This is a genomic window from Faecalicatena contorta (genome assembly GCF_021531895.1).
In the GTDB taxonomy this organism is placed as follows: domain Bacteria; phylum Bacillota; class Clostridia; order Lachnospirales; family Lachnospiraceae; genus JAFBIX01.
The window spans coordinates 1-19389 of record NZ_JAFBIX010000011.1; the positions used below are offsets into that span (position 1 = coordinate 1).

The 19389-nt window shown below is 42.4% G+C and carries 17 protein-coding genes, 1 tRNA gene and 1 pseudogene; 15 read left to right on the plus strand and 4 right to left on the minus strand.

From position 1 onward, the window contains the following. Nucleotides 1-21 precede the first annotated feature (21 nt). The 4 genes from grdG (at nucleotide 22) to JQM81_RS05395 (ending at nucleotide 6408) form a co-directional block, all read left to right on the plus strand. Complete coding sequence (gene grdG, locus JQM81_RS05380; protein WP_235232514.1) at nucleotides 22-1308, plus strand: sarcosine reductase complex component B subunit alpha; 1287 nt, start codon at nucleotides 22-24, stop codon at nucleotides 1306-1308. 18 nt (nucleotides 1309-1326) lie between these two features. Beyond that, nucleotides 1327-2634 (plus strand): sarcosine reductase complex component B subunit beta, encoded by a 1308-nt coding sequence (gene grdF, locus JQM81_RS05385; protein ID WP_235232515.1) that lies wholly within the window; start codon nucleotides 1327-1329, stop codon nucleotides 2632-2634. A 190-nt stretch (nucleotides 2635-2824) separates the two neighbouring features. Further along, complete coding sequence (locus JQM81_RS05390) at nucleotides 2825-4909, plus strand: HelD family protein (protein WP_235232516.1); 2085 nt, start codon at nucleotides 2825-2827, stop codon at nucleotides 4907-4909. A gap of 245 nt (nucleotides 4910-5154) precedes the next feature. Further along, the gene (locus tag JQM81_RS05395; RefSeq protein ID WP_235232517.1) at nucleotides 5155-6408 is read left to right on the plus strand and encodes a saccharopine dehydrogenase family protein; all 1254 of its coding nucleotides are present in this window, start codon (nucleotides 5155-5157) and stop codon (nucleotides 6406-6408) included. On the opposite strand, the gene JQM81_RS05400 is transcribed toward JQM81_RS05395, so the two are convergent. Next, a complete protein-coding gene (locus JQM81_RS05400; RefSeq protein ID WP_235232518.1) occupies nucleotides 6401-7288 on the minus strand; it encodes an RluA family pseudouridine synthase in 888 nt (295 codons plus the stop codon). The two genes, JQM81_RS05395 and JQM81_RS05400, sit on opposite strands and share 8 nt — an antisense overlap. A gap of 93 nt (nucleotides 7289-7381) precedes the next feature. Between JQM81_RS05400 and JQM81_RS05405 the strand changes: the two genes are divergently transcribed. The 5 genes and pseudogenes from JQM81_RS05405 to JQM81_RS05425 all read left to right on the plus strand — a co-directional run bounded on the left by JQM81_RS05405 (nucleotide 7382) and on the right by JQM81_RS05425 (nucleotide 11130). Beyond that, a complete protein-coding gene (locus tag JQM81_RS05405) occupies nucleotides 7382-8407 on the plus strand; it encodes an NUDIX domain-containing protein (RefSeq protein WP_235232519.1) in 1026 nt (341 codons plus the stop codon). 30 nt (nucleotides 8408-8437) lie between these two features. Continuing rightward, the gene (locus JQM81_RS05410) at nucleotides 8438-9334 is read left to right on the plus strand and encodes an aldose 1-epimerase family protein (protein ID WP_235232520.1); all 897 of its coding nucleotides are present in this window, start codon (nucleotides 8438-8440) and stop codon (nucleotides 9332-9334) included. Between the two features lie 443 nt (nucleotides 9335-9777). After that, nucleotides 9778-9942, plus strand: a pseudogene (locus JQM81_RS05415) (EcsC family protein); the annotation flags it as partial. Nucleotides 9943-10055: 113 nt separating this feature from the next. Beyond that, the gene (gene trxA, locus JQM81_RS05420) at nucleotides 10056-10364 is read left to right on the plus strand and encodes a thioredoxin (RefSeq protein ID WP_235232522.1); all 309 of its coding nucleotides are present in this window, start codon (nucleotides 10056-10058) and stop codon (nucleotides 10362-10364) included. A gap of 178 nt (nucleotides 10365-10542) precedes the next feature. Next, the gene (locus tag JQM81_RS05425) at nucleotides 10543-11130 is read left to right on the plus strand and encodes a nicotinate-nucleotide adenylyltransferase (protein ID WP_235232523.1); all 588 of its coding nucleotides are present in this window, start codon (nucleotides 10543-10545) and stop codon (nucleotides 11128-11130) included. Nucleotides 11131-11240: 110 nt separating this feature from the next. Here the strand turns inward: JQM81_RS05425 and JQM81_RS05430 are convergent, their stop codons facing one another. Both JQM81_RS05430 and dapB read right to left on the minus strand, forming a co-directional pair. Continuing rightward, nucleotides 11241-11555 carry a YbjQ family protein gene (locus JQM81_RS05430; protein WP_235232524.1) on the minus strand — a complete coding sequence of 105 codons (315 nt, stop codon included), beginning with the start codon at nucleotides 11553-11555 and terminating at the stop codon, nucleotides 11241-11243. A gap of 91 nt (nucleotides 11556-11646) precedes the next feature. Then, nucleotides 11647-12444: a 4-hydroxy-tetrahydrodipicolinate reductase gene (gene dapB / locus JQM81_RS05435; RefSeq protein ID WP_235232525.1), complete on the minus strand. Its 798-nt coding sequence runs from the start codon at nucleotides 12442-12444 to the stop codon at nucleotides 11647-11649. A gap of 234 nt (nucleotides 12445-12678) precedes the next feature. Between dapB and JQM81_RS05440 the strand changes: the two genes are divergently transcribed. Both JQM81_RS05440 and JQM81_RS05445 read left to right on the plus strand, forming a co-directional pair. Next, nucleotides 12679-14052: a peptide MFS transporter gene (locus JQM81_RS05440; RefSeq protein WP_235232526.1), complete on the plus strand. Its 1374-nt coding sequence runs from the start codon at nucleotides 12679-12681 to the stop codon at nucleotides 14050-14052. Between the two features lie 131 nt (nucleotides 14053-14183). Then, a complete protein-coding gene (locus JQM81_RS05445) occupies nucleotides 14184-15971 on the plus strand; it encodes an aminopeptidase P family N-terminal domain-containing protein (protein WP_235232527.1) in 1788 nt (595 codons plus the stop codon). Nucleotides 15972-16073: 102 nt separating this feature from the next. Here JQM81_RS05445 and JQM81_RS05450 read toward each other — a convergent pair whose 3' ends face one another. Beyond that, nucleotides 16074-16775 (minus strand): GntR family transcriptional regulator, encoded by a 702-nt coding sequence (locus JQM81_RS05450; RefSeq protein WP_235232528.1) that lies wholly within the window; start codon nucleotides 16773-16775, stop codon nucleotides 16074-16076. A gap of 206 nt (nucleotides 16776-16981) precedes the next feature. Between JQM81_RS05450 and JQM81_RS05455 the strand changes: the two genes are divergently transcribed. The 4 genes from JQM81_RS05455 (at nucleotide 16982) to JQM81_RS05470 (ending at nucleotide 19342) form a co-directional block, all read left to right on the plus strand. Next, nucleotides 16982-17056, plus strand: a tRNA-Pro gene (locus tag JQM81_RS05455). 67 nt (nucleotides 17057-17123) lie between these two features. Then, nucleotides 17124-18047 carry an alpha/beta fold hydrolase gene (locus JQM81_RS05460; RefSeq protein WP_235232529.1) on the plus strand — a complete coding sequence of 308 codons (924 nt, stop codon included), beginning with the start codon at nucleotides 17124-17126 and terminating at the stop codon, nucleotides 18045-18047. Nucleotides 18048-18165: 118 nt separating this feature from the next. After that, nucleotides 18166-19095 (plus strand): carbamate kinase, encoded by a 930-nt coding sequence (gene arcC / locus JQM81_RS05465; RefSeq protein WP_235232530.1) that lies wholly within the window; start codon nucleotides 18166-18168, stop codon nucleotides 19093-19095. 61 nt (nucleotides 19096-19156) lie between these two features. After that, nucleotides 19157-19342 (plus strand): ferredoxin, encoded by a 186-nt coding sequence (locus tag JQM81_RS05470; RefSeq protein WP_235232531.1) that lies wholly within the window; start codon nucleotides 19157-19159, stop codon nucleotides 19340-19342. Nucleotides 19343-19389: the final 47 nt, after the last annotated feature.

Here is a 19389-nt window from a genome sequence, read left to right on the forward strand (position 1 = left end):
AACTAGAAGGAGGGATTAAGCATGAAACTGGAACTTGGAAAAATTGCTATCAATGACATTCAGTTTGCGGACCGGACTTATGTCGAGAATCATGTGCTCTATGTGAACAAAGGTGAAGTGGAAGCCATGGTGCTGGAAGATGACAAATTACTGGAATGTCATTTGGAGATTGCAAGGCCTGGAGATTCCACAAGAATTACACCGGTTAAGGATGTTATTGAACCGCGTGTAAAGGTAAGTGGAGGCGAGATGTTTCCGGGAGTGATCGGAAAGGTAACCCCGCAGGTAGGCGGCGGACGTACTCATGCATTGGATGGTTGCTGTGTGGTAACGGTCGGAAGAATCGTTGGCTTCCAGGAAGGTGTCATTGACATGAGCGGACCGGCAGCAGATTATTGCCCATTTTCAAAGACAGTGAATCTGTGCGTGGTAATTGAGCCGAAAGAAGGACTGGAGACTCATGTATATGAGAAGGCAGGGAGAATGGCCGGATTGAAAGTTGCAGCTTATCTTGGTGAGGCAGGAAGAGACGTAGAGCCTGATACACTGGAAGTATTTGAGACCAAGCCAATCTTTGAACAGGCTGCGATGTACCCAGATCTTCCGAAGGTAGGATATGTACATATGCTGCAGTCACAGGGGCTTCTGCATGATACCTATTATTACGGAGTAGATGCAAAGCAGATGGTACCGACATTTATGTATCCGACAGAGATCATGGACGGTGCGATTGTTTCCGGTAACTGTGTGGCTCCATGTGACAAGGTTACGACATATCATCATCTGCACAATCCGGTTATTGAAGACTGCTTCAAGCATCATGGAAAAGATATTAATTTTATGGGTGTTATCCTTACAAATGAGAATGTATTCCTTGCAGATAAAGAGAGACATTCCGATATGGTTGCAAAGCTTGCAGAGTGGATGGGCCTTGATGGCGTGTTGATTACAGAAGAAGGATACGGTAATCCGGATACAGACTTGATGATGAACTGCCGGAAAGTAGAGCGCAAAGGTGTTAAAGTGGTATTGATCACCGATGAGTTCCCGGGGAAAGATGGAAAGTCACAGTCTCTTGCAGATACCTGTGAAGAAGCAACTGCATTGGCATCTTGTGGTCAGGGAAATGCGACACTTCAGTTTCCGGCAATGGACAAAGTCATTGGTACAATGGAATATATCGAGAGTCAGATCGGCGGATGGGCAGGATGTGTGAATCCAGATGGTTCTTTTGAGGCAGAGCTTCAGATTATCATTGCGTCTACTATCGCAAATGGATTTAACAAACTGGCTGCAAAAGGATATTAAGAAAGGAGAACAATGGTTATGGCAAAATATAAGATTGTGCATTATCTTAATCAGTTCTTCGGAGGAATCGGTGGGGAAGACAAGGCAGATTATAAGCCAGCGATCCAGGAAGGAAAAGTAGGACCAGGACTTGCGCTTTCAGCAGCTCTTGGTGAGGACTATGAGATTGTTGCAACCGTCATCTGTGGTGATAATTATTTCGGTGAGAATCTGGATGAAGCGACAGATGCGATTATAGAGATGATAAAAGGATATGCCCCGGATGTGTTCGTGGCAGGACCGGCTTTTAATGCAGGACGTTATGGTGTTGCCTGCGGCACAATCTGTAAAGCAGTGGAAGAGAGACTGGGCATTCCGGTTATCACAGCAGAATATGAAGAGAATCCAGGTGTTGATATGTTCCGTAAGGATCTGATCATTGTCAAGACAGGAGATTCGGCAGCCACATTGAGAAAATCTATGCCGAACCTGGCAGCATTGGTGAAAAAGCTGGCGGCAGGAGTAGAGGTTCTTGGACCGGAAGAAGAAGGCTATCATGAAAGAGGAATCCGTGTGAATTACTTCGCAGAGGAGAGGGGATCTGAGAGAGCCATTCAGATGTTGGTCAAGAAGATGAAAGGCGAGAAATATGACACAGACCTTCCTATGCCGAAGTTCGACCGTGTCGATCCGGCAGCTCCAATTGCTGATATTACTAAGGCAAAGATTGCACTGGTTACTTCTGGTGGTATCGTACCACAGGGTAATCCGGATCATATTGAATCCTCCAATGCAACGAAGTTCGGCATATATTCCATTGAAGGTATGGATGAGATGTCACCAGATGATTTTACTACGATTCATGGTGGATATGACCGTCAGTTCGTTATGAAGAATCCGAACTTGGTCATCCCTCTGGATGTTATGCGTGAGATGGAGAAGGACGGAGAATTTGGGGAACTGGCAAATTACTTCTGTTCAACGACAGGAACTGGTACGGCAACAGGTTCTGCGGCCAAGTTCGGAGATGCAATCGGTAAAAAACTGGTAGAGGATCATGTAGATGGCGTCATCCTCGTCAGCACATGAGGTACCTGTACACGTTGCGGTGCAACGATGGTAAAAGGCATTGAAAGATATGGTCTCCCGGTTGTTCATATGGCAACAGTAGTTCCAATTTCATTGACAATTGGCGCAAATAGAATCATTCCGGGTGTTGGTATTCCTTACCCATTAGGTGATCCAACACAGGGCGAAGTGGATTCAAAGAAGATTCGTAAGAGTATGGTAAGACGTGCATTAAAAGCACTTCAGACTCCGGTAGAAGAACAGACAGTATTTGAATAGAATATAGGATAGCGTGAAGTGGCAGGGAATAATTTACCTGTCACTTTTTTTGACTTCTGACTTTTCACAGTGTATACTGAGACATACTACATTATTGTAAACAGCAAAAACCAAGGGCACATTGATATTTATGCCTGTGGGATTTTGCACGACACGATATTAGATAAGATGGCAGAAAGGCAGACATGGTATGAGCAGAGGAACAGATTTCCTGAATATGGTAACGGAAAAATTAAGGCAGCGAATCCTGGAACTTGGAGATACCATTCAGGAAGTACAGAAGGATATTGCAGGAATGAATGAGTATTACTGGGAGAACTATACGGAGATGGACCAGTATGGCTATGAGAATTTTGATAATCAGCAGGCTCTTCTGGCACAGGTGAATGCTAATCAGGAAAATCAAAAGAAGCGTCATAGAATGAAGAAGATGTTGGATTCGCCGTTCTTTGGAAGTGTAGATTTTCAGTATGAAGGGGAAGAGGAAGCAGAGACTTTCTATATCGGAATCGAGAATTTTGCAGAAGAAAGAGGCAGTGTGCCGTTGATCTATGACTGGCGTGCACCAGTCAGTGGTTTGTTCTATGATTACGATAAGGGATCTGCGTCTTATGAAGCGCCTGCCGGTACCATGGAAGGAGAGATTCTTTCAAAATGGCAGTATAAGATCCGCAGTGGCAGGATGATCTATGAATTTGAAAGTGACCTGAAGATTGATGATGATATCCTGAAGCAGGAGTTGGGTGCGAACAGTGATGTGCAGCTTAAGAATATTGTACGCACCATTCAGAAGGAGCAGAATGCGATCATCCGCAATACGAAGGATAAGATTCTGGTGATCCAGGGAGCGGCAGGAAGTGGAAAGACTTCGGTAGCGCTGCATCGGATCGCTTATCTGTTGTACCATGACAGGAAGAACCTGAATTCATCGAATATATTGATTCTGTCACCAAATGGTGTGTTCTCCGATTATATTTCCCATATTCTGCCGGAATTGGGGGAAGAGAATATCCAGGAGATGAGTTTTGATCTGTTTGCCTACCGGGAACTCCAGGGAACTGTGGCCGACTGTGAAGACAGGTGGCATCAGATTGAAAAGATGTTACACGGGCAGAGTATACAGGATCAGGAGAGATATCAATGGAAGCAGTCGAAGGAATATGTGCGTGCAGTAGAGGGATTCCTGGTAGAATTGGAAGACCGGCTGATTGATTTCCATGGTGTGAAGTATAAAGGTTATGAGAAGACGGCAGAAGAATTGCTGGAGATGTTCTATTTTAAATTCCAGAATGTGCCGCTTCTGTCCAGAGTAGAAGCATTGATGGATTATTTTATCGACGAATACGAGACACTGAATAAAAGAGATCTGTCGGAAGAAGAACTGGAAGTGGTTCGAGAACAGTTCCAGAAAATGTACGTAACGACAGACTTGTATGAGATATACAATTGGCTGCTGGAAGAGAATGGATGGACGCTTCTCCCGGAACTTCCTAGAGAGCGGAGAATTCTGGATTATGAGGATGTTTATCCGATTCTCTATCTTCGATATCGTCTCTGTGCGGTGACAGCCCATAAGAATATCCGCCATCTGGTCATCGATGAGATGCAAGATTATTCTTATCTGCAGTATGTGATTCTGGAGCGAATGTTCTCCTGCAAGATGACGATCCTGGGTGACCGGGCGCAGACAATCGGGGAGAAGATGCAGGATGTATTAAGATTTCTTCCCCAAATATTCGGAAAGAATATATGTAAGATTGAGATGAACAAGAGTTACCGTAACACCATAGAGATTGCGAGATATGCGGAATCGATGAATGGCGTATCAGGAATTGAGTATATTAAGCGCCATGGAAAAGAAGTAGAAGAGATGCAGCTGTCAATCTGGGAGGATGCTGTTGAAGCCGTTCTGAAGCGAGTCAATGTAAGTACTGGGGTAACCGGCTGCCCAGAAGTGGAACCATATGAAACGGCAGCGGTACTTACAATGACAGAAGAGGAAGCCCGAAAGGTTTATGAATATCTGAAAAAGAAGCGAGAAGATGTCTTCTATATTGACAGGGACAGTTCAAACTTCCGGAAAGGAATTACGGTTACGACATTCTATATGGCCAAGGGTCTGGAGTTTGATCAGGTCTTTGTCGCAGGAGGGACACAGGAGCATCCGTTCTTCCGACAATTCCGGTATATCTGCGCGACACGGGCACTCCATGAGCTGTATATTATGGATATTATAGAAGATTCATACTTGACTGGGGATGCCCGGATTCGATAAAATGAATTATTAGAAACAGACAATTGAATAGATCCGGTTAACGGCTGCCCTAGACACCATATAAGGGGCCGAAGAAGCAAACCCAGGGTTATGCATCTTACTCTGGCGGAAACTGACAGGCAAAAGGAAGGTAGTCCCACGGAACTTTGGAGAGAATGCGAACAGCATCGCCTACGAGGCTAGAACCAACTGGCAAAAGGACAGAGTGTGACAGATGACATGAATGAACAATGGAGGCTGGAACTATGAGAATGATGTTAGTTGGAGCGGGAGCAGTAGGTGAAAGTATCTTAAAGGTCATGAAGTGGCGGGATCCGAAGGGTGAATGGCTGGAGTATGTGCTGGTATGTGATTTTGACCAGAACAGGGCGCAGGAAGTGGTTGAAAAGTTAGAAAAAGACTGTCGATTTGAAGTTGCTGAGGTGAATGCAACCGATAAGGAATCGATGATGCGGCTTGCCTTGATGCACCAGATTGATTTCCTGATGGATGCGGCACCACCCTTTGCCAGCAACTATATCTTTGATGCAGCTTATGAGACCGGAATTAATTATGGTAATATGGGGACCTGGTCGGTACCGATGGATCATCCAGCTTATGGATTGGGAATCGAGAACAGCTATACGGAACCCATGACCAAATATAATTTTGACCGTCATGAGGCATGGAAAGAGAAAGGCAGCATGGCGGTTATTTGTATGGGAATTGACCCCGGAGTCGTCAATGTCTTTGCGAAATATGCTGCCACGGAATTATTGGACGAGATTACGGAAGTCCATGTAAAGGACGGCGGTAATCTCTCAGTACCGGGAGCAGATCCGGATGATATTATGTTCGGATTTAATGTGTGGACGGTATTAGATGAAGTGATGAATCCGAATGTGGAATACGATGCATCCAGAGGAGGCTTGCTGGTGGAAAAGCCTTTTGCCGGGAAAGAAGTCTGGGAGATGCCGGATGGTGTTGGGCAGAATACCTTGGTAAAAGTAGAGCACGAAGAAGTGGTTACCATGCCCCGATATCTGAAGCAATATGGATTGCAGCGGGCCACATTTAAGATTAGTCTGGATGAGAATCTGATCACGGCACTGAAAGTTGTTGATAAGCTGGGGCTTCGCAGTATTCATCCGATACAGATTGGAGAGACAGAAGTCATCCCAAGAGACGTGGTGGCTGCATGTGCTCCCCAGCCGAGGGATATCGGGGATGAGATGATCGGCGAGATGCTGGTTGGCGTGGAATGTATTGGAAAGAAAGATGGGGAAGAAAAGGCATATTTCATATATCAGGCATTTGACAATCAGGAATCTATGAAGAAATGGGGCTCTCAGGCGGTTGTGGCACAGACGGGATTCGGTGCGGCACTTGCCATCGAATTGATTGCAAGAGGTATCTGGAAAGACAGAGGAGTCTTTTCCCCAGAATATTTTGACCCGCTTCCATATCTGAACCTGATGGATGAAAGCGGGTATGAGTATCATATTGCAGAGATTAAATAAGTACTTTTTCCATATCTTTCGGCAGCGGTGCAGTAAATTCCATTGGCTTGCCGGTAATCGGATGTGTAAAGGAAAGACGATGGGAGTGTAGTGCCTGTCGTCCGATATATTCCATGTCCGGGTTATAGAGGTAGTCTCCGATGAGGGGATAACCGAGATATTTCATATGGATCCGTATCTGATGGGTGCGGCCTGTTTCCAGACGAAGGGAGATAAGGCTGTGCCCATTTCTTTCTTCCACAAGACGATAATGAGTAATGGCAGTTTCGCCCTGTTCCCAGTCAACCGTCCTCTCAATGATGGTTCCGGGCTTTCTGGCAAGGGGAGCATTAATCGTCCCGGCTTCTGGGGAGACATGTCCCCGGACAATGGCAAGGTATTCTCGATGGATATCTCGGCGGCGCACCATATCGGATAAGATATTACCACTGACCAGATGCTTGGCGACAACGGTAAGGCCGGAGGTATCCCGGTCCAGACGGTTACAGCAGCGGAAGATGAACGGTTTTCCCTGTTCCTGATAGTACCATGCCAGTGCATTTGCCATGGAATTCATATAGTTATTCAAAGAAGGGTGGATGGGCATGCCGGCTTGTTTGTTAATAACGATAATATCCTCATCTTCATACACAATATCCAACGGTATCTGTACCGGCGGAATCTTCTCGGAACATTTGGTCTCGCAGATATGGATAGACAGATGGTCTCCGGTATTAAGCTTCTGCTTCATATAATAATGTTCTCCATTGACCAGAACGCTTTTGGGCATCCGCTTAATCTCTGCCAGATTCTGCCCGGAATAGCCCTTGCGGCGTAGGTATTGTTCGATTCGAAGGCCATCGCCGGCCTCATCTATGATATAATCAATGACACGATTCATTGCAATTCTCCTGTATTTTCGGTATGATATTCATAGTAGACAGTATAACATAATTTGAAAGAAAATATCAGGGAATTAAGAGGCAGAAATAAGATGACAGGTTTAAGTACTTTGTGTTATATGGAACGGGATGGCCAATATCTGATGCTCCATAGAACCGTTAAGAAACATGATGTAAATAAGGATAAATGGATTGGGGTCGGAGGACATTTTGAGGCAGATGAAAGTCCTGAGGAGTGTCTGCTTAGGGAAGTACGAGAAGAGACCGGATATACGCTGACTTCTTACCAGTATCGTGGAATTGTTACCTTTGTATCCGGCAATGGAGTGACAGAATATATGTCTCTTTTTACGGCAGATGGTTTTGAAGGGGAGCCTATACTTTGTGATGAAGGAGAACTGGAATGGGTGGATATCGACGATGTCTGGAAGTTGAATATCTGGGAAGGTGATAAGATCTTCTTTCGTCTGATGGATGAAAGGAAGGACTTCTTCTCCTTGAAATTAGTCTATGACGGGCAGGATAAACTGGTGGATGCATCGCTGGATGGGAAACCGATGGAATTATTCGATGTATTAAATGAAGACGGTACGAAGTCGGGAGTGATACGAGAACGTGGAGTTGCACACAGGGAAGGAAGTCTTCATGCAACGGTACACATGTGGGTTGTAAGAAAGAATCAGAAGAGTGGTTATGATGTACTGTTACAGAAGCGGAGTGCGTACAAGGATTCGAATCCCGGATGCTACGACATCTCTTCGGCAGGTCATGTAGCAGCAGGAGATGAGATCCTGGAGTCAGCAGTCCGTGAGATGCAGGAAGAACTGGGCATCCATGCGGCGAAAGAGCAATTACATTATGTAGGAGAGCATCGGGGATCCTTTGAAGCGGTATTTTATGGTCGATTGTTTAAAGATAACGAATTAAGTTCGGTGTACGTGTATACAGAACCGGTAGAAATTGAAAATCTGAAACTTCAGGAATCAGAAGTAGAAGAAGTAATCTGGATGGATTATGAAGAATGCAGGCAGAAAGTAGCAGATGGAACCTTGCCCAATTGTATCTATGAAGATGAATTCCGTATGGTTGGAGAATATCTGAAAAAGCAAAAATTTTAATCGAGAAAAAAACAGAAAGGAAATAATCATATGAAGAAAGTAAAGTTGGAAAATGAGAAACTTGAGATTACCGTAAATATTCACGGTGCAGAATTAAGTTCTATCCGAGAAAAGAAAAATGATACGCAGTACCTCTGGAATGCAGATCCAAAGTATTGGAATCGGTCATCACCGGTTCTTTTCCCATTTGTCGGTGGGGTCAAGGATAAGGTATATCGTCACGAAGGTGTGGAATATCCGATGAATCAGCATGGATTTGCAAGGGATATGGATTTTGACCTTCTTAGCCAGACAGAGAATGAGGTATGGTTTGCATTGGATGCAACAGAAGAGACGAAAAAAGTATATCCATTTGATTTTCATTTGGAGATTGGCTATCATCTGGAAGAAAATGCTGTTAAGGTCATGTGGAAGGTGAAGAATACCAATGATAAGACCATGTACTTTTCCATTGGGGCACATCCGGCATTCTTCTGTCCGGTCAGAGAAGGAGAGAAGCAGTCTGATGATTACATAGCTTTCCGTAAAGAAGATGGAACCGTGCCAGAGAGTTTCACCAATACCATCTTCGGCCAGGGTGGTATGGTGACCACAGAGAAAAAGGAGTATACCCTTCAGGAAGGAACTCTTCCGATCGCGGAGAATCTCTTTGATGGAGATGCACTTGTCATCGAGAATCATCAGGTACAGCGAGTTGCCTTAATGGACAGTGATAAAAAAGAATATCTGGCAGTGGAATTCAATGCGCCGTTAGTCGGAATCTGGTCACCGCCGAAAAAACATGCACCATTCGTCTGCATTGAACCATGGTATGGAAGATGTGACAGCGAGGTGTTCGATGGCGAATTAAAAGACCGGGAATGGGGAAATACCCTGGAAGCAGGAGAAACCTTTGAAGCAGAGTATCGAGTAGTTGTACTGGCGTAATGCCAGTACAATTCCTTGAAATTATTTGCAAAAAATCATAACATTTTAATGAGGATATTGTTTTTTAGTGATAAATTACATATAATATATGTGAGAACAGAGAAGTTCTCCTTCATCTTGATGAGTCCTGTGACGGTTCTGACAGGACAGTAAAATAAAAATTGACCGAATGATGAAGTTGTTAAGTGAGAGGCTGGATGCCTCTCGTTTTTTCTGATTAAAGCATAATCAGGAGGATTCCGGCATGTTTTTTACAAAGGATAAATGGAAAAAGGAATGGGAAGCTCTGGAGAAAAAGGAACAAAGTTTCCTTAAGAAGAATATCCAGGAGAAGGAATCTGTCCTTAAGCAAAAGCTTTCGGATAAGATCCCGGACAAATTGGAAGATACACTGCACGCTGCTTTCGTGAAGGCTTTTGAAATGGTCTTTGAATATGGGACAGGTATCATTGAGACTTCTTTATATGAAGTTTCTTCAGGGAATTCCGATTGTCGGAGTCGCAGGTGGCCTGGCAGACAGTGTATATCTGAAGAAAATAACAGATTATGCGGATTTGAAATATCGTCGCCGCTTTTTAAAAAAGAAGCTGTCAGATGAGAGCAAATGATGAATATAGATGGTATTATTGCCGAAAATGGGTTATACTATTTTGTGTAGAAAACAAACTGTCAGATATTGGATGGCAGAAAAATACAAATCATAAAAAGAGAGGTAATCATTATGTCAGTGATTCATTTAACCAGTGATAATTTCAAAGAAGAAGTATTAGAATCTAAGGTGCCAGTGTTGGTGGATTTCTGGGCAACATGGTGCGGACCGTGCCAGATGGTAGGACCAATCGTAGAGGAATTGGGAGAAGAAGTTACAGATGCGAAGATCTGTAAAGTGGATGTCGATGCGAATCCAGATCTGGCAAGAGAGTATCGGGTAATGTCAATTCCGACATTTTTGGTGTTCAAGGACGGACAGATGGTAAAAAGAGATATGGGAGCAAAGCCAAAGGAAGAACTTCTGGCATTGCTGAAGTAAGAGAAAGAAAATGAAGATCACAAAAACCTCAAGATAGACTTACTGTTGTAACGATATCTTGAGGTTTTATCTTGTCTTGGCTGAATCTGAAAATGGGGAAGTCCTTGCATTCTTACCGTACTTCAGAGTATACTAAATATACGTTCGAAAGAGTATAATCAATGAGGGAGAGAAACATATGATAGAGACTGGAGTAATTAACGGAAGATTTCAAGTGTTACATTTAAAACATATGGAATATATACTGGCAGCAAAAATGCGCTGCAACAAATTATACATCGGGATTTCCAATCCTGACAACATGCACACCAGAGATTCGGTCAATGATGTCAATCGAAGCGAACCTTCTGCTAATCCGTTGTCTTATTTTGAACGGTATCAGATGATCAGAGGTGCGATGCAGGAATTTAAGGTTCCGGAAAGTGAATACGATATTATTCCGTTTCCGATTAACTGTCCGGAATATCTGTTACAGTATACTCCGAAAGATGCAGTATATTACCTGGGAATGTACGATGAGTGGGATGAAGAAAAATATAAGATACTGCGAAGTCTCGGGCTTAATATAGAAGTGCTGTGGCACAGACCATTAGAGGAAAAAGGAATCACTGGTGCCATGGTACGAAATTGTATTGCAATGGAACAAGAGTGGGCGAAGTTCGTGCCGAAAAGTGTATATCGATATCTGACAGAAAATGAGATGGATAAAAAGATAAAAAGACTGGAATTGATGCGGATAGAGGAGAAGATGAATGCGTGTTTTTAGTATGTCTGCTTGCTTCTTTTGTAGTATAATGGCAGAGACTGATGTGAGATCATGATATAAAAAAGAAACGGTGTTTCATGTGCACCGTTTCTTTTGTGGTATAATAAATTTTAATCTACGAATTTTACTGCGGTTCCGTATGCCAGAACTTCTGCTGCGCCCTGTACGATGGAGCTGGAAGCGTAGTGGATATTTACCACAGCATCTGCGCCCATTGCAGCAGCATCATCTGCCATACGTTTGGTAGCAACAGCTCTGGCTTCGTTCATCATCTCTGTGTAGGAGGTAAGTTCTCCACCGACCAGTGTCTTGAAGCTGTTCATGATGTCCTTACCAAGATGTACGGATTGAATCATAGTACCTCTTACTAGTCCGATCATCTCAAATTTTTTTCCTGGAATATAATCCGTATTTACTAATATCATACCTGTTCTCCTCTCAAGATATAATTGTATTATTTTATTAATACAATTATACTATAAAAATGAAGCAAAGACAATATGCAATATAGCTGATTTATAAATTTAATACATCCTTAATGGTATAAAAGCCAGGTTCTTTATCAGCAAGATAAGCAGCGCAGTCACAGGCACCGCGTGCAAAGCATTCCCAGTTGTAGGAGTGATGAGTGATTTCCAGACGCTCTCCCATTCCGCCGAAGAATACGGTGTGGCTGCTAGGAATATTGCCGGCGCGAAGAGAGTGGTAGCCGATAGTTCCGGGAACTCTCGGAGAGGCACCTTCTCGACCGTATACGGCGATGTCATTCAGTTCTTTGCCAAGGGCATGGGCCATAATCTCGCCCATTTCCTTCGAAGTTCCACTTGGAGCATCTTTCTTCCACTGGTCGTGCATTTCTAAAATCTCAATATCCAGATCATTTCCGGCGATCGTTGTTACCATTTCCAGTAATTTATTCATGATATTGACCAGTTTTGAAGTGTTTGCTGCATACAACATCGGGATCTGGGAAGCAGCATCCTGAAACCGCTGCATCTCTTCTTCGCTAAATCCTGTAGTGCCGCATACCAATGCCTTTTTATGTGCGATTGCCAGATCAAGGACTTCCATAGCGTTCTCTTTGGTAGAAAAGTCAATGATGACATCACAGGAATCGATGACGCTTTCCAGATCATCCACAACCGGGACACCTATTTCTTTTCCGATCATAGCAACCATTCCCAGATCACTTCCTATGTAATCACGCCCCTTTGGAGCAACGCCGGCAACCAGTTCCATATCCTCTCTTTCTGCTGCAACCTGCGTGATTAATTTTCCCATTTTTCCCCGTGGACCTACTACAATAACTTTCATAAATGTAAACTCCTTTCGCATACATGATATGACTAATTATGTCTATTTTATCACAAAATATAAGAATCACAAAGGAGTTTTCTTGACATGAAAATGTGCATAATGTATAATAAATTATAGATTATCAATAATTAATAATCTATAATAAACAAATTTCTAGAGAAGTGCCTTGTATCAAATGCTAACGAAGAGGTTATTGAGAAAAGGTGCGGGGAAAAAGGAGGATGAGTAATAATGAGTACTCAAACAAAAAAGAAGCTCCCTATGGGTTTTTGGGCATGCTCTACGACGGAGATTTTTGAACGTTTTGCTTATTATACCGGACGTTCTATCCTGTTAGTTTTCGTAGCAGCAAGTGTAGCATCAGGTGGTCTTGGTCTGTCAGAAGGAACCGCTGCGACCATGCAGTCACAGTTGACAGCATTTTCTTATGGACTTCCGATTCTGTGTTCCATTATCTGTGACCGTCTGATTGGCGCAAGGTATACCACCCCAATTGGTATGGTTCTCTGTGGCGTTGGTTACTGGATTGGATCTATGGCAACAAGCAGTGGAATGGTATATGCGATGATCTGGTGTATCAGTATCGGTCTTGCATTCTATAAAACTGGTCCGTTGATTGGTCGTATCGTATCCAGTGATCAGCTTAACAATGCATATTCTGTTCGTTATGGACTTGTTAACATCGGTGCATTTGCAGGCCCATTCCTTGCAGGTATTCTGTATCAGGATGTATTCGCAAGTGGAGATATGATGGGATACAGACCATGCTTCAAGATTGCAGCTATCCTGATGTTCTTAGGAGCAATCTGGTTCACCATTGGAACACGTTTTATGGGTGAAGCAGGAAAGACACCTTTCAAGAAAGAATTGACAGAAGAAGAGATTGCCCGTGAAGCAGAGTTGAAGGCAAAGAATAAAGAAGAAAAGAAGATGCCTTATACAACAATTGAAAAGAAGAGAATTGCAGCAATCATTCTGATCTGTGTATTTGCTATTATCTTCTGGATCTTCTGGTATCTGGCTTATCTGCCGGTATATTACTTCTGGGGTGAAAATGCAAACTGGGTAGTTGGAGGCTACAATGTACCTCTTACATGGTTTGATGCTGCAAATGCTTTATTCTGTGTATTAGTTGGTATGTTTGTAACACCAAAGCTTTGGAGTTACCTGGCAAACAGACCGAAGGGTGATATGAGTATTTACAAGAAATGTGCATTAGGTATTGGTACTCTTGGTGTTGGATATCTGTTCTTTGCATTGATGGATATTATCCGTGGTGATGGACAGATCAGCTGTCTGTGGCTTTTAGCTTTTGCAGTTCTGATTACATTGGGTGAGATGTTCTTCTCTCCACTGGGAAATGCATTTATCGCTAAGTATGCACCAAGCCGTATTTACTCTACAATGCAGTCTGTATGGGGACTTGCAATATTCTTCGCAGCAATCAGTTATGGATATGTTTATAATGCATTATTCGGAGGAGCTATTAAGTTCACGACCGCATGTATTATCATTGCAGTAATCGCATTTGTTGCTGTCGCACTTTTGGTTATCCTGGATAAACCATTAACAGCACTGGTTGAGAAGAAAGATGACGAAAAATAGAGTGGATTATTAGAATATAATTATGTACAATGATATTAGGATTGCGGGATTACATATGGAATGCCTGTCAATCCTAATATTATTGGGGAGAAAAAACCCATAATAACAATTATTTTAGGAGGCGTAATACAATGAGTATTCCTGAGAGATTAACAAATTTACGTGCAAAAATGGCAGAGAAAGGAATCGATGCTTATATCGTTCCAACTGCAGACTTTCACCAGAGCGAATATGTTGGGGAATATTTTAAGGCAAGAAAGTATATTACTGGATTTTCTGGCTCTGCAGGTACAGCAGTTATCACAAAAGATGAAGCCCGTCTTTGGACGGATGGACGTTACTTCATTCAGGCAGCAAAGCAGTTGGAAGGTACAACTGTAGAATTAATGAAGATGGGAGAACCAGGAGTACCGGAACTCACAGCATATCTGGAAGATATCCTGAAAGAAGGAGATACTCTTGGGTTTGATGGACGTGTGGTTTCTGTCGGAGAAGGACAGGAATATGCAGACATTGCAGCTAAAAAAGGAGCAAAGGTCGAGTATCATGAGGATCTGATCGATCTGATCTGGGAAGATCGTCCGGAACTTTCCAAAGCACCTGCATTTTCTCTTGGAATTGAGTATGCAGGCGAATCCGCAGCAGATAAGCTTAAGAGGACTCGCGAGGAGATGGAGAAAGCCGGAGCAAATGCACATGTGCTCACGACATTGGATGACATCTGCTGGACACTGAATATCCGTGGTGATGATATTGAATTCTTCCCGTTACTTTTATCTTATGCCATTATTAAGATGGACTGCATGGAACTCTATGTTGATGAGAGTAAGCTGGATGATGATATCAAAGCTTCGCTGGCAGAACTGAATGTCAACCTCCATCCATATAATGATATCTATGAAGATATCCGTACGTTGGATGAGAATACGGTAGTTATGGTTGACCCAAGTAAGTTAAATTATGCTCTGTATAATAATATTCCGGAAAATGTTAAGAGAGTAGAAGAGAGAAATCCGGCGATTCTTATGAAAGCAATGAAGAATCCGGTAGAGATTGAAAATATCCGTAAAGCACAGATCAAAGACAGTGTTGCGCATGTAAGATTCATGAAATGGTTGAAAGAAAATGTGGGCAAGATGAAGATCACAGAGATGAGTGCTACAGAAAAACTGGATGAACTCCGTGCTGAGATGGGCAACTTTATCCGCCCAAGCTTTGAGCCGATTGCTTCTTATGGTGAACATGGTGCAATCGTTCACTACACATCATCACCAGAGACTGATGTTGAGCTGAAAGAAGGAAGCTTCTTCCTGACTGATACGGGTGCAGGATTCTGGGAAGGTTCTACAGATGTTACAAGAACTTATGCGCTTGGTGAAGTAACACAGCAGATGAAAGACGACTTTACTTTAGTTGCAATCAGTAACCTTCAGCTTGGCAGTGCGAAGTTCCTGGAAGGATGTACAGGTATGGTACTTGATATCCTGTCAAGAAAACCATTCTGGGATCGTAATATGAACTTCAATCATGGAACCGGACATGGTGTAGGATACCTTCTGAACATCCATGAAGGACCTGCTGGTTTCCGTTGGAGATATCGTAAGGGCGAGACAGAGGTGTTGCGTGAAGGTATGGTTATTACAGATGAGCCGGGAATCTATATCGAGGGCTCTCATGGTATTCGTCTGGAGAACGAACTTCTCTGCTGTAAGGGTGAGAAGAACGAATATGGACAGTTTATGTATTTTGATGCGATTACACTGATTCCAATGGATCTGGATGCAATCAATCCTGATATCATGACAGCAGAAGATAAGAAGCTCTTAAATGATTACCATAAGAAAGTATATGATACCATTTCTCCATATCTGAATGATGAAGAAAAGGAATGGCTTGCGAAGTATACCAGAGCAATCTAATCCAAATGGCCTTATATATAAAAAGTACTGGAGTGCGTTGTGTTGAACAATGCACTCCAGTACTTTTTATACATATGATAAAGACTGCAAAATGATACATGATTATATATGCGGGTTAATAATATCGAAAGAAAATGGGAAATCTTTTTCACACATGTGATTATCCCGCAACATCTTATCAATCGAAAGCTTATAATGTGAATATATAATATCACAGATTGCATGGCAATCTTTTGTAGCATAGATGTCAAAAAGTTCTTTGTGTACTTTGTATTGCTTTCCGGTTACTTTTGAACAATCATCTACTTGACAATAGAAAGAAAAGAATGATACAAAATCTAATGCGTTCCAAGCGCTGACGAGATATGGCATATGCGCTTCGTTAATCAAGATTTTGTGAAACTCATTATCGTAAATAATTGATTCTGTATAGTCGGAATCATCCATATTCTTCATGGATTCTAATACATCCTCCATCTCTTTGAAGGCTGCATCGGAGATGGTGCCGGCACATGCACGAGCAGCAGAAAGTTCATAGGTTCCGCGAATCAGAAGAGCTTCGATGACATCTGAAAGAGAAACGTTGCGTACAGAACAGCCAACATTTCGCGTATATTCAATCAATCCTTCCTGTTCCAATTGGCGAAGTGCTTCGCGAACAGGGCCATGACTGACTCCAAATTGAGTAGCAAGTTCAGATTCAGTAATCCGCATACCAGGTTCAAGTTCATGATGTAATATTTTTTTTCGTACGGCGTCTGCGACCTGTTCCCGCAGCGTCTTATGATGAATAATGTTTTTCATAGTGACAATAATCCTTTTGTAAAAATGTATACTTGAAAAAGTATATAAATTCATATTTATATAATAGCATAAAAAAGTGGGAATAAATAGAATTTATATACATATTTTTTTATTATTTTTCATTTTCAGAGATTTAAAATCCGATGGCAGATAAATGGGAAATTAGTGCTTGCATTATAGATTTTAATTGGGTAGAATGATTATATCGGGGTATGGCTCAGTTTGGTTAGAGCGCACGGCTGGGGGCCGTGAGGTCGCAGGTTCGAATCCTGTTACCCCGATTTTATTTTTTTATGCCACGGGATGTCAATGATAAATTAAAAAACAATATTAAAGGAGGTATGTTATATGTTACATGAAGTAAAATTTCAGTCTTTTAATGAGCGGGATGAGGTCTATGGCTGGGTATATGTTCCTGCTGCCAGGCCAAAAGGGATTGTACAGATCATCCATGGATTTGGTGAGCACTCAAGAAGATACCTGCACATGATTGTGAAGTTTCTGGATGCCGGATATATTGTAGCTGCAGATGATCATGTTGGACATGGAAAGACGGCATTGGAGAATGATACCTGGGGCGACTGGGGCGACAAGGGATGTCATACCATGATGGAAGATGAGCATACGTTGAAGGAAATGGTATGTAAGATGTATCCAGAACTGCCATATTTTATATACGGTCATAGTATGGGGTCATTCATAGCAAGAGATTTTATTGCAAAGTATGGTGATGAGTTGGCAGGCGTAACGTTGTGCGGAACTGCAGGAGTATTTCCGGGAGCAGAAGAGTCAGAAAAAGTGTTGAAGCAGGTCGTAGCTGAGGGAAAAGGAAAAGAATCTGACCCATCTTATGCAGGAGCATTAATGGGATGGATGTGTGAGAGATGTGGCGAAATTAAGCTCGGGAATGAATGGATCTGCTCAGATCCATATGTGCAAGAAGATCATGCAATGGATCCGTTCGATGCATTTACAAAACCAACAACAAACCAGTCTTTGTTATATTTTGTCCAGATGATGTTGGTAATCACTGGAAAAGAGTGGGCAGAAAAAGTTCCGGCGAAACTTCCGATATACAATATTGCCGGAAATGAAGACCCGGTTGGAATGTATGGAAAAGGGGTATGTGAAGTCAGCAACTGGCTGTATGAGACAGGTCATAAGGTTGAGACAAAGTTATACTCTGGCTATCGGCACGAAATCCATAATTATTCAGATATAAAGGATGAAGTAGAAGACGGAATTGTAGCATTTATGAATAAGAATCTGTAAAACAGACAGAAAATCAGTTTTTCACAGAATTCAGACGTTGCAATTTACATAGAAAAATACTATAATTTTTTTATCTCATCTTTTATCAGAAAAATAAAGAAAAGCAGAGGTATAGATTATGAAAAAAAGAGTTGTAGTTGCATTAGGACACCGTGCCCTTGGTACAACGCTGCCAGAGCAGAAAGAAGCAGTGAAGAAGACAGCAAAAGTAATCGCAGATCTGATCGAAGCTGGTTATCAGGTAGCTATTACTCACAGTAATGCACCACAGGTTGGAATGATCCATACAGCGATGAATGAATTTGGAAAAGTACATCAAGATTATACAGCAGCACCAATGTCTGTATGTTCTGCAATGAGTCAAGGATATGTCGGGTATGACCTTCAGAATGGAATTCGTGAAGAATTGTTGAACCGAGGAATTTACAGAACTGTCAGTACAATACTTACACAGGTAATCGTAGATCCATACGATGAGGCTTTCTATACACCAACCAAGATATTAGGCCGTTATATGAACGTGGAAGAAGCGAATGAAGAGCGCAAAAAAGGAAATTATGTTGTGGAAGAGCCGGGAAAAGGTTATCGTCGTATCGTATCTGCCCCGAATCCAGTAAGCATAGTAGAGATTGATGCGATTAAAGCTCTTTTAGATGCGGATCAGATTGTAATTGCCTGTGGCGGAGGTGGAATTCCTGTCCTGGAACAGGATCATCATCTGAAAGGTGCAAGTGCTGTCATTGAGAAAGACTTAACTGCAGGTAAGATGGCAGAAGAAGTTGATGCAGATGAATTGATTATTTTGACCAGTGTCGAGAAGGTTAAGATCAATATGGGCAGAGAAAACGAAGAGGAGCTGGGAGAGATCAATCTGGAACAGGCAAAGCAGTACATGGAAGAAGGCCATTTCGGAGAATACAATATGCTTCCAAAACTCAGTGCATCCGTAGAATTTATTGAAAAGAGAGAAGGAAGAAGTGCGTTGATCACATCTTTTGATAAATTAAAAGATGCATTAAAAGGAAAGACCGGAACATTGATCAGATAACAGGCGAATATTTGGATAAAAATGGGACATACTACTTGAAAAATATAAGGAGGAATGACCCATGAAAGCCAGAGTAAATGATGGATGTATCTCATGTGGTGCCTGTGTTGCTGCCTGCCCGGAAGTATTCCGGTTTAATGATGACGGAGTTGCAGAGGCATACACAGATGTAGCACCAGAATACGAAAGTACAGCAATTGAAGCAAGAGATGGATGTCCAGTAAATGTCATAGATATTGATGAATAGCTGGATTCGGATAGTCCAGAATATGAAAACCCGCATATACTACAAGT